At 70.0% G+C, this 15,852-nt stretch carries 13 protein-coding genes; 6 read left to right on the forward strand and 7 right to left on the reverse strand.

All coding sequences use genetic code 11. From position 1 onward, the window contains the following. Positions 1-40 precede the first annotated feature (40 nt). The gene (locus ABH940_RS11055; RefSeq protein ID WP_370063435.1) at positions 41-1,969 is read right to left on the reverse strand and encodes a long-chain fatty acid--CoA ligase; all 1,929 of its coding nucleotides are present in this window, start codon (positions 1,967-1,969) and stop codon (positions 41-43) included. A 554-nt stretch (positions 1,970-2,523) separates the two neighbouring features. Here ABH940_RS11055 and ABH940_RS11060 point away from each other — a divergent pair. The 3 genes from ABH940_RS11060 (at position 2,524) to ABH940_RS11070 (ending at position 7,312) form a co-directional block, all read left to right on the forward strand. Continuing rightward, positions 2,524-4,257, forward strand: coding sequence for an ABC transporter ATP-binding protein (locus ABH940_RS11060; RefSeq protein WP_370063433.1), 1,734 nt, complete (start codon positions 2,524-2,526; stop codon positions 4,255-4,257). Continuing rightward, positions 4,254-6,224, forward strand: coding sequence for an ABC transporter ATP-binding protein (locus tag ABH940_RS11065; protein ID WP_370063430.1), 1,971 nt, complete (start codon positions 4,254-4,256; stop codon positions 6,222-6,224). Before ABH940_RS11060 ends, ABH940_RS11065 begins: the two co-directional genes overlap by 4 nt. 242 nt (positions 6,225-6,466) lie before the next feature. Then, positions 6,467-7,312 carry a lysozyme gene (locus ABH940_RS11070; RefSeq protein ID WP_370063428.1) on the forward strand — a complete coding sequence of 282 codons (846 nt, stop codon included), beginning with the start codon at positions 6,467-6,469 and terminating at the stop codon, positions 7,310-7,312. 206 nt (positions 7,313-7,518) lie between these two features. Here the strand turns inward: ABH940_RS11070 and ABH940_RS11075 are convergent, their stop codons facing one another. Both ABH940_RS11075 and ABH940_RS11080 read right to left on the reverse strand, forming a co-directional pair. Next, entirely contained in the window at positions 7,519-7,731 is a 213-nt protein-coding gene (locus ABH940_RS11075; protein WP_370063426.1) for a hypothetical protein, read from the reverse strand. A 9-nt stretch (positions 7,732-7,740) separates the two neighbouring features. Then, complete coding sequence (locus tag ABH940_RS11080; RefSeq protein ID WP_370105140.1) at positions 7,741-8,559, reverse strand: DUF6597 domain-containing transcriptional factor; 819 nt, start codon at positions 8,557-8,559, stop codon at positions 7,741-7,743. A gap of 72 nt (positions 8,560-8,631) precedes the next feature. Between ABH940_RS11080 and ABH940_RS11085 the strand changes: the two genes are divergently transcribed. After that, complete coding sequence (locus ABH940_RS11085) at positions 8,632-9,228, forward strand: TIGR03086 family metal-binding protein (protein WP_370105141.1); 597 nt, start codon at positions 8,632-8,634, stop codon at positions 9,226-9,228. Here the strand turns inward: ABH940_RS11085 and ABH940_RS11090 are convergent. Next, positions 9,225-11,435: a protein kinase gene (locus tag ABH940_RS11090; RefSeq protein WP_370063420.1), complete on the reverse strand. Its 2,211-nt coding sequence runs from the start codon at positions 11,433-11,435 to the stop codon at positions 9,225-9,227. The two genes, ABH940_RS11085 and ABH940_RS11090, sit on opposite strands and share 4 nt — an antisense overlap. 178 nt (positions 11,436-11,613) lie before the next feature. Beyond that, positions 11,614-13,488 (reverse strand): translation elongation factor 4, encoded by a 1,875-nt coding sequence (gene lepA, locus ABH940_RS11095; protein ID WP_370063418.1) that lies wholly within the window; start codon positions 13,486-13,488, stop codon positions 11,614-11,616. Positions 13,489-13,573: 85 nt separating this feature from the next. Between lepA and ABH940_RS11100 the strand changes: the two genes are divergently transcribed. After that, on the forward strand, positions 13,574-13,882 hold the full coding sequence (locus ABH940_RS11100) for an antibiotic biosynthesis monooxygenase (RefSeq protein ID WP_370063416.1): 309 nt from the start codon (positions 13,574-13,576) through the stop codon (positions 13,880-13,882). 178 nt (positions 13,883-14,060) lie between these two features. Continuing rightward, complete coding sequence (gene rpsT / locus ABH940_RS11105) at positions 14,061-14,327, forward strand: 30S ribosomal protein S20 (protein WP_111500226.1); 267 nt, start codon at positions 14,061-14,063, stop codon at positions 14,325-14,327. Between the two features lie 196 nt (positions 14,328-14,523). On the opposite strand, the gene holA is transcribed toward rpsT, so the two are convergent. Both holA and ABH940_RS11115 read right to left on the reverse strand, forming a co-directional pair. Further along, the gene (gene holA, locus ABH940_RS11110) at positions 14,524-15,513 is read right to left on the reverse strand and encodes a DNA polymerase III subunit delta (protein ID WP_370105143.1); all 990 of its coding nucleotides are present in this window, start codon (positions 15,511-15,513) and stop codon (positions 14,524-14,526) included. Positions 15,514-15,580: 67 nt separating this feature from the next. Next, positions 15,581-15,838, reverse strand: a complete 258-nt coding sequence (locus ABH940_RS11115; RefSeq protein WP_370063411.1) for a hypothetical protein — start codon at positions 15,836-15,838, stop codon at positions 15,581-15,583. Positions 15,839-15,852: the final 14 nt, after the last annotated feature.

Consider the following 15,852-nt stretch of genomic DNA (forward strand, 5'->3'; position numbering starts at 1 on the left):
GAGGAGGTGGGACGGGGGTTTCCGCCCCACCGGGCCGGGCTCAGGCCTCGCGCGAGCCCTCGTACATCGCCTCGATCAGCGCCGCGTTCTCGCGCTCCACGACCGGGCGCTTGACCTTCAGGCTCGGCGTCAGCTCGCCGTGCTCGATGTCCAGGTCGCGCGGGAGGACGGTGAACTTCTTGACCGTCTGCCAGCGCTGCAGCTGGCCGTTGAGCTCGTCGACGTAACCGCCGATCAACGTGTGCGTCTGCGGCGAGGTGCAGACGTCGGCGTAGTCCTTGCCGGCCTGGCCGTTGTCCGCCGCCCACTGCATGATGGCCGGCTCGTCCAGGGTGATCAGCGCGGCGCAGAAGTTGCGGCCGTTGCCGATGACCAGGATGTTGCTGACGAACGGGCAGACCGCCTTGAACCGGCCCTCGACCTCACTCGGGGCGACGTACTTGCCACCGGAGGTCTTGAACATGTCCTTCTTGCGGTCGGTGATCCGCAGGAAGCCGTCCTGGTCGAGCTCGCCGATGTCGCCGGTGTGGAACCAGCCGTCGGACTCCAGGACCTCGGCGGTCTTCTCCGGCTGGTTGTGGTAGCCGCGCATGACGCCGGGGCCGCGGAGCAGGACCTCGCCGTCCTCGGCGATGCGGACCTCGGTGCCCGGGAGCGGGCGACCGACCGTGCCGACGCGGTAGCCCTCGCCGGGGTTGACCGTGGAGCCGGCGCTGCTCTCGCTCAGGCCGTAGCCCTCGAGGATGTGGACGCCGACACCGGAGAAGAAGAAGTTGATGTCCGGTGCCAGCGCCGCCGAGCCGGAGACGCAGGCGCGGAGCCGACCGCCGAACGCGTCGCGGATCTTTGCGTAGACGAGCTTGTCCGCGACCGCGTGCTTGGCCTGGAGCGGGAAAGGAACGGTCCGCGAACCGGTGGCGATCTGGTTCTTCTGCGCCGTCTCGGCGTACTCGCGGGCGACACCGGCCGCCCACATGAAGATCTTGTACTTGGCGCCGCCCTCGGCCCGGGCCTTGCTGGCGATGCCGTTGTAGACCTTCTCGAAGATGCGCGGCGCGGCAGCCATGTACGTCGGCTGGACCGCCGGCAGGTTGGTGATGATCTTGTCGACGCGACCGTCGACGGCGATCACCGAGCCCTGCTGGATGTGACCCGAGGTCAGCGTCTTGCCGAAGACGTGCGACAGCGGCAGCCACAGGTACTGCACGTCGGTGTCGTCGGTCAGGCCCAGGGAGCTCTGCGCCGCGGCCTGGTAGGACCAGCAGTCGTGGACCAGGCGGACGCCCTTGGGGCGACCGGTGGTGCCGGAGGTGTAGATCAGCGTGGCCAGCTGCTCGCGCTTGATCGCGGCGACGGCGTCGGTGACCTCGTCCGGATGGTCCTTGAGGTGGGCGGCCCCGCGCTCCTCGAGCTCGGACAGGCCGAGCACCTCGACGCCCGCGGCAGCGGCGGCGGAGGCCGCCTCGGCGTCGGGCTTGCTGCCGTCGATGGTGACGACCGTCCGCAGCTCGGGCGTCTCGGCCAGCACGCTGAGGATCTTGGCCAGCTGCTTGGCGTCCTCGACGACGATGGCGCGGCTGCCGGAGTCGGAGACGATGAACGCCGTCTCCTCGGCGTTGGTGCTCGGGTACACCGCGGTGACCGCCGCGCCCGCGCACATGATGCCGAGGTCGGCGAGGATCCACTCGACCCGGGTGGAGCAGGAGATGCCGACGCGCTGCTCCGGCTCGATCCCCAGGGACATGAGCCCGGCCGCGATGTGCTGCACGCGCTCCGCAGCCTGGCCCCACGTCATCGGCCGCCACTGCTCCGCGCCCGGGGCACCGTCTGCGGCATGCTCGTCCACCGGCACGGGGTAGCGGTAGGCGACCCGGTCCGGGGTGGCTGCCACGCGGGCCAGGAAAAGCTGGGCAACGGACTCGGGGCGGTTGTCCAGCAGGGGTTCTGCGACGAGCGGCTTCAAGCTCACGGCTTCCTCCGGTGCCCGTCCGGCCGGTATGGGGCGGCGGGAGGGCTGATGCGGTGCGGACGGCGGGGGCGTTGCTGAGGTGGGGCGGTACTACGTAAGGCGGTGCCGAAGTGAGGCGGTGTGATCCCGGGCTGACCCCGAGGATGCTGTGCCTGCTGATGTTTATTTAACTCACCAGTAACTGGCAAGCAACGATCAGAGTAGGCCGTTATCGCCCCGTACGTAAGGGGGGAATTGTGGTGTGGACCACATTGCTTGCCGGTCGGCAGGTAAGCTATCTACGATGAGCCGCCGCGCACCGGAATCCGACCGTACACCGCGCGCACGTAGCATGCGCTCCCGCGAGGCGCAATAAATGCATAGCCGCCCGCCCGTCAACCGGGTACGGTGTACGCAGATGGGGATCGCTCCATCGGCCCCGTGTGACATCCACACAAACTCCGCCCACCGGCTCCACGAGCAGCACGCCCGAAATGCCTGAACTGTCTGAGCTTCCTGAACCGCCCGCACGCCCCATACGCCCGAGCACTACCGAGCTTCACTGAGAGACCCGAGTGCTGATCCGACTCCTGCGCGCCCACCTGAGGCCCTATTCCAGGCCGATCACCCTGCTGGTACTGCTCCAGCTGGTCCAGACGATCGCGACCCTCTACCTTCCCACCCTCAACGCCGACATCATCGACAACGGCGTGGTCAAAGGCGACACCGGCTACATCCTGCAGACCGGCGGCGTGATGATCGGGGTCACGCTGGCCCAGGTCGTCTGCGCCATCGGCGCGGTGTACTTCGGCGCCCGTACCGCCATGGCCCTCGGCCGCGACATGCGCGCCTCCGTCTTCACCCGGGTCCAGGAGTTCTCGACCCGCGAGGTGGGCCAGTTCGGCGCGCCCTCGCTGATCACCCGCAGCACGAACGACGTGCAGCAGGTGCAGATGCTGGTGCTGATGACCTTCACGCTGATGGTCTCCGCGCCGATCATGTGCGTCGGCGGCATCATCATGGCGCTCAACCAGGACGTCCAGCTGTCGACGCTGCTGGTGGCCATCGTCCCGATCCTGGGCATCATGATCGGCATCATCGTCAGCCGGATGCGTCCGCTGTTCCGCTCGATGCAGGAGCGGATCGACACGGTCAACCGGGTGCTGCGCGAGCAGATCAGCGGTCTCCGCGTGATCCGGGCCTTCGTCAAGGACACCCACGAGAAGGACCGCTTCCGTGCCGCCAACGACGACCTGACCGACACCGGTCTGCGCGTCGGTCGGCTGATGGCGCTGATGTTCCCGCTGGTCATGATGGTGGTGAACCTGTCCAGCGTGGCCGTGATGTGGTTCGGTGCGCACCGGATCGACAGCGGCGGCATGCAGATCGGCGCGCTGACCGCGTTCCTCAGCTACCTGATGCAGATTCTGATGTCGGTCATGATGGCCACCTTCATGTTCATGATGGTGCCGCGCGCCGAGGTCTGCGCCGAGCGCATCCAGGAGGTGCTGGACACCGAGACCACGGTCGTCCCGCCGAGCAGCCCGGTGCGCGAGCTGTCCCGTCGTGGCTTCCTGGAGCTGCGCGGTGCGGAGTTCCGCTACCCGGGCGCCGAGGCGTCGGTGCTGCGTGACGTCAGCTTCACCGCGCGTCCGGGCGAGACCACGGCGATCATCGGCTCGACCGGCGCGGGCAAGACCACGCTGCTCAACCTGATCCCCCGGCTCTCCGACGCGACCGACGGCTCGGTCTTCGTCGACGGCGTCGACGTGCGCGAGCTGGAGCCGGCGCTGCTGGCCCGGACGGTCGGGCTCGTCCCGCAGAAGCCGTACCTCTTCAGCGGCACCGTCGCCTCCAACCTCCGCTACGGCAACCCGGAGGCGACCGACGAAGACCTCTGGGCCGCGCTGGAGACCGCGCAGGCGCGGGACTTCGTCAGCGCGCTGCCCGAGGGTCTCGACGCCCCGATCGCGCAGGGCGGGACGAACGTCTCCGGTGGTCAGCGGCAGCGCCTGGCCATCGCCCGCGCGCTGGTCCGCAGGCCGGAGATCTACCTGTTCGACGACTCGTTCTCGGCGCTCGACTACGCCACCGACGCCCGACTGCGGGCGGCGCTGTCGAACGAGACCTCCGAGGCGACCGTCGTCATCGTCGCCCAGCGGGTGAGCACGATCCGCGACGCGGACCGGATCATCGTCATGGACGAGGGCGCGGTCGTCGGCGAGGGCACGCACCACTCACTGATGGACGACAACGAGACGTACCGCGAGATCGTCCTTTCGCAGCTGACCGAGGAGGAGGCCGCATGAGCGCGGGGGGCGACGAAGCCAAGGCGGCGGCGAGCCGCCGACCCGGACCGGCCATGGGCCCCGGGCGGTGGATGGGCGCGCAGCCCGCCGAGAAGTCGATGAACTTCAAGGTCTCGGGCAAGCGGCTGCTGGGCCGCCTGCGGCCCGAACGGCCGCTGATCCTGGGCGTGCTGGCGCTGGCGACGGTCGGCGTCGCGCTTCAGGTGATCGGTCCGAAGATTCTCGGTCACGCGACCGACCTGATCTTCGGCGGCTACATCGGCAAGCTGCTCGGCAAGCACCCGTCCGGCGCGCCGGGCGCCACGGCCGGGCACCCGCCGACGCACCAGCAGCAGGAACTGCTCTCCACCATCCACTTCACGCCGGGTGTGGGCATCGACTTCGGCGCGGTCGGCACGGTGCTGCTCTGGGTGGCGCTGATCTACGCGGTCGCGGGCCTGTGCGGCGTGATCCAGGCGCGGCTGGCCAACGTGGCGGTGCAGCGTGCCGCCAACCGGCTGCGCAGCGACATCGAGGACAAGCTGTCCCGGCTGCCGCTGAGTTACTACGACAAGCAGCCGCGCGGCGAGGTGCTGAGCCGGGTCACCAACGACATCGACAACATCGCCACGACGCTGCAGCAGACGATGTCGCAGATCATCGCCTCACTGCTGACCGTGGTGGGCGTGCTGGCGATGATGTTCTACATCTCCTGGCTGCTCGCGCTGATCGCGCTGGTGTCGATCCCGGCCTCGGCCGTGATCGCGGCCAAGGTCGGCAAGCGGGCGCAGCCGCAGTTCGTCCAGCAGTGGAAGTCCACGGGCAAGCTGAACGGCCACATCGAGGAGATGTACACCGGCCACTCGCTGGTCAAGGTGTTCGGCCGTCAGGAGGAGTCCGCGGCGCAGTTCCACGAGGAGAACGAGAAGCTCTACGCGAGCAGCTTCCGGGCGCAGTTCATCTCAGGTCTGATCCAGCCCTGCATGATGTTCATCGGCAACCTCAACTACGTCGCGGTCGCGGTGGTCGGCGGTCTGCGGGTGGCCTCCGGGGCGCTGTCGATCGGTGACGTCCAGGCGTTCATCCAGTACTCGCGGCAGTTCAGCCAGCCGCTGACGCAGGTCGCGGCGATGGCCAACCTGGTGCAGTCCGGTGTGGCCTCGGCCGAGCGCGTCTTCGAGCTGCTGGACGCACCCGAGCAGTCGCCGGAGCCGGAGCAGCCGGAGCGTCCGGAGATCGTCCAGGGCAAGGTGGCCTTCGAGCACGTGGCCTTCCGCTACGAGCCGGAGAAGCCGCTGATCGAGGACCTGTCGCTGGTCGCCGACCCCGGCCACACCGTGGCCATCGTCGGTCCGACCGGAGCAGGCAAGACCACGCTGGTCAACCTGCTGATGCGGTTCTACGAGGTGACGGGCGGTCGGATCACGCTCGACGGCGTGGACATCGCGGCCATGAACCGCGAGGAGCTGCGCAGCCACATCGGCATGGTGCTCCAGGACACCTGGCTGTTCGGCGGCAGCATCGCCGACAACATCGCCTACGGGTCCGAGGGCGCCACCCGTGACCAGGTCGTCGCGGCGGCGAAGGCCGCCCACGTCGACCGCTTCGTGCGGACCCTCCCGGAGGGCTACGACACCGTCATCGACGACGAGGGCACCGGCGTCAGCGCGGGCGAGAAGCAGCTGATCACCATCGCGCGGGCGTTCCTGGCGGAGCCGTCGATCCTGGTCCTGGACGAGGCGACGAGCTCGGTCGACACCCGCACCGAGGTGCTGATCCAGCGCGCCATGGCCAAGCTGCGCGCGGGCCGCACGGCGTTCGTGATCGCGCACCGGCTCTCCACGATCCGCGACGCGGACACCATCCTGGTGATGGAGAACGGTGCGATCGTCGAACAGGGCGACCACACCTCGCTGCTGGAGCAGGACGGCGCGTACGCCCGGCTGTACAAGGCGCAGTTCGCGCAGGCCGTGGCCGAGGTGGACTGACGCCACGTCACTTCCGTGACACCGCAGGACCGGTGCCCGCTTCCTTCCCGAAGGAGGCGGGCACCGGTGTTTGTGTACGGTCGGTGCACGAGCGACCCTTTCCGGAACCGCGTCTACCTGCGTAGCATTCAGGTGGCATGACCGCGCCACGGCTGCCGTGTCGCATGCCGGCGTGCCGTCAGTTCAGCGTTCTCGCAAGTGCTTTGCCGTCCTGCACGACGACACCACGGAGGCGCGACGCAATGAACACCCGTAACTTCCGGCACAGACACGGCCGTCGACTGGGAGTGGCCTCGACCCTGGTCGGGGCACTGCTCCTGCTCGCTCTCGCACCCACCGGCGCGGCGAACGCCGCCGCCCGGTCCCCCAGCGCCAAACTCCCGCGCGGCTCCGCGTACATGGGCATCGGCGTGCGCGCACACGGAGGCGGTGGCCGCGGCCGAACCGTCCAGCCGCTGGTGACGCAGACCGAAGGCGTCGACGTCTCCAGCTACCAAGGCACGGTGGACTGGACGACGCTGTGGAACAGCGGGGTCCGCTGGGCCTACACCAAGGCCACCGAGGGGACCTACTACACCAACCCCGACTTCGCCCAGCAGTACAACGGCCCGTACGACGTCGGCATGATCCGCGCCGCCTACCACTTCGCCACCCCGGACACCACGACGGGCGCGGCCCAGGCGGACTACTTCGTCGACCACGGCGGCGGCTGGTCGGCCGACGGCAAGACGCTGCCGGGGACGCTGGACATCGAGTGGGACCCGTACGGCGCGGCCTGCTACGGCCTGTCCCAGAGCGCGATGGTCAACTGGATCTGGAGCTTCGTCGACGAGTACCTGAACCGCACGGGCCGGTACCCGGTGATCTACACCGCGACCTCGTGGTGGACGGAGTGCACCGGCAACTACTCCGGCTTCGCCGCGAACGACCCGCTCTGGATCGCCGACTACAACGGCACGCCTGGCACCCTCCCGGCCGGCTGGGGCTACTACACGATGTGGCAGTACACCGACTCCGGGCCCACGGTCGGCGACCACGACAAGTTCAACGGCGACATCACCCGCGTCCAGGCCCTGGCACTGGGCTGAGCGGGCGTCGAGCCGAACCGGCAGCCGGGGCCCGCGCCATGGGGAGCGGGCCCCGCTGTGGCGTTCTACTTCTTGGCGGCGGCCTGGATCCGGACGGTGTTGCCCGAAGGGTCGTGGAAGGCGCAGTCGCGCGGGCCCCAGGGCTGGTCGATCGGCTGGCGCCCACGCCAGGTCGCGGCCACGTCACCCGACTTCTCGATTCCTGCTCATCCGGTCACCACCGCCGTGGCCGACGGGGGTGGCAACGGCGCAGGTCCGGACGGGTTTCCGCCGGTCCCGTGGGTGAGCAGCCAGGCGATCGCCGCAGCGGCGACCAACATCCCGCCGGCGCCCGCCAGGCGCGGGTCCAGCAACGGGTTGCGCGGGGACTCCGGCTCCTGCTGGTCGCGGGTGCTCCTGCCGGGGCTTCTGCTGTCCATGCCGTGAGGCTAGTGCGGACGGCCGCGCGTGTAACGGGCCGGGGAGACGCCGACGACGGCGGTGAAGTCGCGGGTGAGGTGGGCCTGGTCGGCGTAGCCGAGGTCGGCGGCGAGGGCGGCCCAGTCGATGTCGGCCTCCCCGTCCGCGCGCTGCGCGGCCTCGTGCAGACGGGCGCGGCGGAGGGTCCACTTCGGCGACACCCCGACGTACTCGGCGAAGAGCCGTTGCAGCGTGCGCGGTGAGGTGTTGAACCGGTCCGCCAGCTGCTCGACCCGGAGCAGGGCCCGGTCCCGCGTGATCTCGTCGACGACGGTGGCCGCAAGCGCCGCCTGCGGATCGGGGAGCGCGGTCGGGAAGGTCGGCACGGTCGGCAGGAAGTCCTCGACCAGCCGGACCATCTCGTCCGTTTCGGCGCAGGCGAGCACGCGCGGGCAGAGGGCATCGATCTCCGGGCCGAGGAAGCGGGCGGCCGGGAGCACCTGGTCGACCAGGTCCTGCACCGGCCGGTCGCTGAAGCCCCGGAATCCGCCGGGCCGGAACCTGACGCCGTGGACCTGCCCCGCGCCCGTCAGCCGTCGCGTGTAGACGCCCCGGATCACGCCGTAGACCAGCGGGCCCGACTCCTCGAAGACCAGGTGGACGTTGGGGTGGGAGAGCACCTGCTGCTCGTAGGGCGGCTGGCCGGTGACGTCCCAGCGGACGATCCAGTGGTACTCGAGGTAGGGCACGAGCGTCGGGCCCGGAGCCACGGGCGTCACCGTGAACCGGCTCGCCCCCTGCTCGGGATGGAGCACGCCGCGCCGCCCGCCGGTTTCCGCCGCTGCCACATGATCGAGCTTAGGGCTCAGCTGTCGCGTTTCTTCAAGACAGCAGCGTCACGGGTTCCTAGATTCGTGTGTATGGACGTGAATGACGCACAGCACGAGATGCACGAGCACCTGACCAACGCGGCGACGGAGACCGTCCGCGTCATCCGGGGCATCAAGCCCGAGCAGTTGGGCTCCCCCACTCCGAGCGCGGAGTGGGACCTGCGCGCCGTGGTGAACCACCTGACGCTGTGGACCGCGTACAACTTCGCGCTACGCGCCGAGGGCGGGTTGGTGCCGTCGGAGTGGTACGAGCGGGACTTCACCGCCGAGCCGGGCTGGGCCGAGGACTACGCAACGCAGGTGGAGAAGGCGCTCCAGGCGTGGTCCGAACCGGCCGTCTGGAAGAGGGAGATGAAGGTGGGCGACAGCACGATGCCCGCGACGGCGATCGCGGGCATGATGCTGCTGGAGTTCGCCCTCCACGGCTGGGAAGCCGCCCGGGGCTCCGGCCAGCAGTACGTGCTGGACGACGTGACGGTCGCAGCCGTGCTCGCGCAGGTCGAGCAGTACGCGCCGATGTTCCGGCAGTACGACGGCTTCGCCGAGGCGGTCCAGGTCGCGGACGACGCCCCGGCCTTCGACCGTGCGCTGGCCCTGTCAGGGCGGAGGCCCGGGTGGAGCCACTAGCAGTTGGAGCTGCTCCGGAGGGCCGGCCAGGTCTGCGGACCGACGCCGCCGTCGACGCTGAGGCCCATGCAGCTCTGGAAGTCCTCGACCGCCTGCTTGGTGCCATTGCCGAACTGGCCGTCGATCCCGCCGCTCGAGGTGATGATGCTCTGGTACCTGCCGCCGCGGTACCAGAGCAGGCACTGCACCTCCTGCACCCGGGCACCGGTCGTGCCCGGGTCGGTCTCAGCGCTGCCGGAGTAGTACGTGCATTTCTGGTCCCAGACGGGGGTCGGGGGCGGGGGCGGCGGGGTGTTGCCGCCGGAAGTGCCACCGGACGTCCCACCGCTGGCGGTCCCACCGCCCGAAGTGCCGCCACCGGACGTACTACCGCCGGAAGTCCCACCGCCCGAAGTGCCGCCGCCAGAGGTCCCACCACCCGAGGTGCTCCCACCGGTCTTGCCGCCACCAGAGGTGCCGCCCTGGGAGCCGGAGCCGGAACTGCCCGACGATCCTGACGCGGTGGATCCGCTCGGGCCCGGGTGGGTGGCCGACGGGGAGCCGGGCGAGGCGGACGCCGGGCCGGAGGCGGAACTGCTCGGCGCGGCGGAGCCGGAGGCCGTGTCGCTGCCCGCGCTGCCGCTCGGCGTGCCGCCGCCGGTGGTGACGGACGCGACGGGGTGATTGCCGGGGCTTCCGCCCGTCAGGGCGATCGCGGTACCGGTCAGCGCCCCCACGACAAGCACGGCGGCGACGGCGAGCAGCACGCCGCGTCGCTTGTTGCGGTTCGGCTGCTGCTCCGGCGGCGCGCCGTCGGGCGAGACGTGCACGTAGGCGGGCAGCACCGGTGCGGGGCCCTGGCCCGGCATACCGCCCTGGCCCGGGAAGCTCCCCTGCCCCGGCATACCGCCCTGCCCGGGGTAACCGCCCTGGCCCGGGAAGCTGCCCTGCCCGGGAAAGCTCCCCTGCCCCGAATAACCCGGCTGGGCCGGATAACCGGCCGCGGTCGGGGCGTGGTTGTCCACGACGGGAACGGTCGGCGGGGTGCCTTGTACCGGCGCCTGCGCGGTCGGCGGGGTGTGCTGGCCCATGTGCGGGGGCGTGTGCCCCATGGGGGGCGTGCCCGGCATGCCGAACGCCGCCGCTGCGCCGACCGCTCCCGCCGCTCCTGCCACGCCACCGGCACCCGCGTCGCCGCGACCGCCGAGCAGCATGGTGCCCTCCGGCGGCGCTGCCGGGAGCGGCAGTTGCTGCGCGGCGATGGCCACCTCGACGCGGGTCATGATCGCGCCGCTGAGCTCGGCCGACCAGGGCGCGGCCACCTGCCGCGAGGCCGCGCGCTCGACGACCGCCTCGGCGGTCGGGCGGCCGTCCGGGGTCTTGCTCAGGCAGGAGCGGACCAGTTCGGCCAACTCCTGGTCGATCTCGGCAAGTTGGCCGAGGATCTCCTCCTTCGGCTCCTCGAAGGCGACCCGGTGCAGCACGTCCACAGTCGTGCCGTCCCCGAAGGGGCCGTGGCCGGTGACCGCGAAGGCGAGCACGGAGCCGAGCGCGAAGATGTCCGAGGAGGTGGCGACCGACTGGCCGCGCACCTGCTCCGGCGACATGTAGGCGGGGGTGCCGACCTGCTGGCCGGTGGTGGTGATGGAGCTGGTGTCGGCGGCCTGCGAGATGCCGAAGTCGATGACCCGGCAACCGGCCGGTCCCAGAATGACGTTGGACGGCTTGATGTCGCGGTGGACCACCCCGACGCGCTCCATCGCGGAGAGCGCCTGGGCGAGTTCGAGGGCGACCCGCCAGGCCGCGGTGGAGCTGAGCGGACCGAAGCCTACGACGGCCTCGGAGAGGCTCGGGCCGGGGATATACTCGGTGGCCATCCAGAGCAGGTCGCCGTCGTAGCCACTGCCGAGCAGCACGGCCGCCTGCTCGCCGCGCACCCGGGCCAGGGCGGCGGACTCGCGCTCGAAGCGCTTGCGGAAGCCGGAGTCCTCGGCATACTCGGGACGGATCACCTTGACCGCAGCCAGACCTGACGACCCGTCAGTCGGGCGCCCCAGGTAGATGCGTCCCATCCCGCCGCCGCCCAGCAGCGCGAGCACGGAGTAGGGGCCGACCCGGCGGGGGTCCATCGCCCGCAGCGGGGACGCGCCGACGCGGTCGAGCCCGGTCGAGCCGAAGAGTCTGGGGTCGGCGAACACGTCCGGCGACATGTTGTTCGGCTCGGTCATAACGGCAGGCCCCCGGCTTGGGCGCGGCCCCTGCCGCGCGCGCTAACGGTCATACAGAAATACGGTCATTCAAGCAGGGGGAGGTTACCGCAGTCGTGCAGATCATCGGACAAAGGTGAGACCCCCGCACAACTTCCGTGCGGGGGTCTCACCAACGGTCCGGTACGAACGCTCCCGGCTACTTCTTCTTCTCGACGGCGGCAGCGTTGTCGTCGGTCGACAGCGCGGCGATGAAGGCCTCCTGGGGGACCTCCACGCGGCCGACCATCTTCATACGCTTCTTGCCTTCCTTCTGCTTCTCCAGCAGCTTCCGCTTACGGGAGATGTCACCGCCGTAGCACTTCGCGAGGACGTCCTTGCGCATGGCGCGGACGGTCTCACGGGCGATGACGCGCGAGCCGATGGCGGCCTGGATCGGCACCTCGAACTGCTGGCGCGGGATCAGCTTCTGCAGCTTTCCGGCCATCATCACGCCGTAGCTGTAGGCCTTGTCCCGGTGGACGATCGCGGAGAAGGCGTCGACCTGCTCGCCCTGGAGCAGGATGTCCACGCGGACCAGGTTGGCGCTCTGCTCGCCGATGGGCTCGTAGTCGAGCGAGGCGTAGCCGCGGGTCTTGGACTTCAGCTGGTCGAAGAAGTCGAAGACGATCTCCGCGAGCGGCAGGTTGTAGCGGATCTCGACGCGGTCCTCGGAGAGGTAGTCCATGCCCTGGAGCACCCCGCGTCGGGCCTGGCAGAGCTCCATGATGGCGCCGACGAACTCGTTGGGCGCGAGGATCGTGCCGCGCACGATCGGCTCGTGGACCTCGGCGATCTTGCCGCTGGGGAACTCGCTCGGGTTGGTGACCGTGTGCTCGGACTCGTCCTCCATGACGACCCGGTAGACCACGTTCGGGGCGGTGGAGATCAGGTCGAGGTTGAACTCGCGCTCCAGGCGCTCCCGGATGATCTCCAGGTGCAGCAGGCCGAGGAAGCCGCAGCGGTAGCCGAAGCCGAGCGCCACGGAGGTCTCCGGCTCGTAGACCAGCGCGGCGTCGTTGAGGCGCAGCTTGTCGAGGGCGTCACGCAGCAGCGGGTAGTCCGAGCCGTCCAGCGGGTAGAGGCCGGAGAAGACCATCGGCTTCGGGTCCTTGTAGCCGCCCAGCGCCTCGGTGGCGCCCTTGTGCATCGAGGTGATGGTGTCACCGACGCGGGACTGGCGGACGTCCTTCACACCGGTGATCAGGTAACCCACCTCGCCGACGCCGAGACCCTGGGACGGGATCGGCTCGGGCGAGATGACGCCGATCTCCAGCAGCTCGTGCGTCGCGCCGGTCGACATCATCTGGATGCGCTCGCGCTTGTTGAGCTGGCCGTCGATCACACGGACGTAGGTGACCACGCCGCGGTAGGCGTCGTAGACCGAGTCGAAGATCATCGCGCGGGCGGGGGCGTCCTTGACGCCGACCGGGGCCGGGACCTTCTCGACGACGGCGTCCAGGATGTCCTCGACGCCCAGGCCGGTCTTGGCACTGGCCCGCAGCACGTCGGTCGGCTCGCAGCCGATGATGCGGGCGATCTCGTCCGCGTACTTCTCCGGCTGGGCGGCCGGCAGGTCGATCTTGTTGAGCACCGGGATGATGGTGAGGTCGTTCTCCAGCGCCAGGTAGAGGTTGGCGAGGGTCTGCGCCTCGATGCCCTGCGCGGCGTCGACCACGAGGAGGGTGCCCTCGCAGGCCGCCAGCGAGCGGGAGACCTCGTAGGTGAAGTCGACGTGGCCCGGCGTGTCGATCATGTTGAGGATGTGCGTGGCGCCGGCGCTCGCACCCGTGCGCGGGGCCCAGGGGAGCCGGACCGCCTGCGACTTGATGGTGATGCCGCGCTCACGCTCGATGTCCATCCGGTCCAGGTACTGCGCCCGCATCTGGCGGGGGTCGACCACGCCGGTGATCTGCAGCATCCGGTCGGCAAGGGTGGACTTGCCGTGGTCGATGTGGGCGATGATGCAGAAGTTGCGGATCAGCGCCGGATCGGTGTTGCTCGGCTGCGGAACGTTGGACGGAATGGCGGACACTAAGGATCCAGTTCTTCTGATCGGCCGGGACAAGTTTTTCCCACCCATCGTCCCATGGCCCGGCCGTGCGGCAGAATCCTGGGCCATGATCATGGAATCCGCTCTGCTCGACGTCCGCCCCGGCCAGGAGGACGCCTTCCTCGCCTCGTTCGCTGAGGCCCGGCCGCTCATCGCGGTACAGCCCGGATTCCGGTCCCTGGAGCTGCGCCGCTGTGTGGACGAGAGGGCCGAGGGGAGCAGCGCACGCTTCCTGCTGCTGGTGGAGTGGGAGCGGCTCACCGACCACACCGAGGGCTTCCGCCGGTCGGCCGAGTACGAGCAGTGGCGCGCGCTGCTGCACCGCTACTACGACCCGTTCCCGCTGGTCGAGCACTTCGGCGAGTCGGTGCTCTGACCGAGTCACGTCTGACCGGGTCACGTCCGACCGGGTTGCGTCTGACCGGGTTACGGGGGCCCTGAACAGCTCTGGTATCGTGGAGCACCGTGTCTGTGCTGTGCCATGCCCTCTAACCTGGCCCGGCGCAGACGCAGTCCCGGAAGACAGAAGAATCAACTCAGACTGAGGCTCATTCGTGGCGAACATCAAGTCCCAGATCAAGCGCATCAAGACCAACGAGAAGGCTCGTCAGCGCAACAAGGCTGTCAAGTCCTCGCTGAAGACCGCCATCCGCAAGACCCGTGAGGCTGTGGAGGCCGGCGACTTCGCGAAGGCCGACGAGCTGGCCCGTGTCGCGTCCCGTGAGCTGGACAAGGCCGTCAGCAAGGGCGTCATCCACAAGAACCAGGCCGCGAACAAGAAGTCCGCGCTGGCCACCAAGGTTGACGCGCTCAAGGGCTGAAACTCCTTGATCGACCGCCCGACCGGACTGCGTTCCCTCTCAAACGCGCCGGACGGGCCGCACAACCAGCAGCCCACGCGGCCTGCGTTCGCCACGCGGGTGGGCTGCAGTAGCTGAAGCTGACGGAAGGGCCCCGTGATCCACTCGGATCACGGGGCCCTTCTGGTTTTCCGTCCGGGCGCCCCTACCGACGCGGCTACCGGCTCTGCGTGGAGCGGGCGGCGCGGGAGACGGCGACGACGCACTGCTCCAGTGCGTACGCCGGGTCGCCGGAGCCGCCCTTGACGGCGGCGTCCGCCTCGGCGATGGCGCGCAGCGCGGCGGCGACCCCGTCGCCGGTCCAGCCACGGACCTGCTGGCGGACCCGGTCGACCTTCCACGGCGGCATGCCGAGCTCGCGGGCGAGGTCGGCCGGGCGCAGCGAGCGGTCGGCGGTGGCCACGCGGCCGATGGCCCGGACGCCGGAGGCGAGCGCGAAGACGATGCCGGTGGGCTTCTCCCCCACCGCCAGCGCCCAGCGGAGCTGGCCCAGCGCGTCGGCGGTGCGTCCGGCGACGGCCAGGTCGGCGACCTGGAAGCCGGTCGACTCGGCGCGGCCGGTGTAGTAGCGGGCGACGACGGTCTCGTCGATGGTGCCCTCGGTGTCTGCGGCCAGCTGGCTGCAGGCCGAGGCCAGCTCGCGCAGGTCACCGCCGACGGCGTCGAGCAGGGCTCGGCAGGCGTCCTCGCTGGCGGAGCGGCCCGAGGCACGGAACTCGGCGCGGACGAAGGCGAGCTTGTCGGTGGGCTTGGTCAGCTTGGGGCAGGCCACCTCGCGAGCCCCGGCCTTCTTGCCCGCGTCGAGCAGTCCCTTGCCCTTGGCGCCGCCCGCGTGGACCAGCACCAGCATGACGTCGGGGGCCGGGTCGTCGATGTAGGCCTTGATCTCCTTGACCACGTCGGCGCCGACGTCCTGGGCGGCGCGGACCGCGATGACCTTGCGCTCCGAGAAGAGCGACGGGCTGGTCAGCTCGCTCAGCATGCCGGGCTGCAGTGTGCCGGGCACGAGATCCCGCACGTCGGTGTCCGCGTCGGCGGCCCGCGCGGCGGCGACGATCTCCGCCACGGCGCGGTCGAGCAACAGCTCCTCCTGACCGACGATCAGCGTCAGCGGGGAGAGCAGGTCTACGGTGGGTTTCCTGGCCATCGCACCCCACCCTATCCGGGGCCACCGACAGTCCGGCCCCGGACGGGGTTCGGTCCACCCGCTGGGTTCAGCTCTCCAGCCAGCCGTCGTGGTCGGCGGCGAGGGCGTCGAGCGCGGCCGGGGTCAGCCCGGAGGGGAGCGGCGCCTCCAGCACGACCAGCCACTGCGCGTCCTCGGCGTCGTCCTCACCTGCCAGCGCGTCGCGGTGCAGCTCCGGCTCGGGCAGGCCGGGGTACTCGGCGGCGAGCTTCTGCGCGAGCTCCCCGGCGACGTCGCGGTCGGGCAGCACCAGCACGTAGTGGTCATTCGAGTTCACAGGACTCATTCTCCGGCACGCGT

The organism is Streptacidiphilus sp. BW17 (assembly GCF_041262485.1).
Lineage (GTDB): Bacteria > Actinomycetota > Actinomycetes > Streptomycetales > Streptomycetaceae > Streptacidiphilus.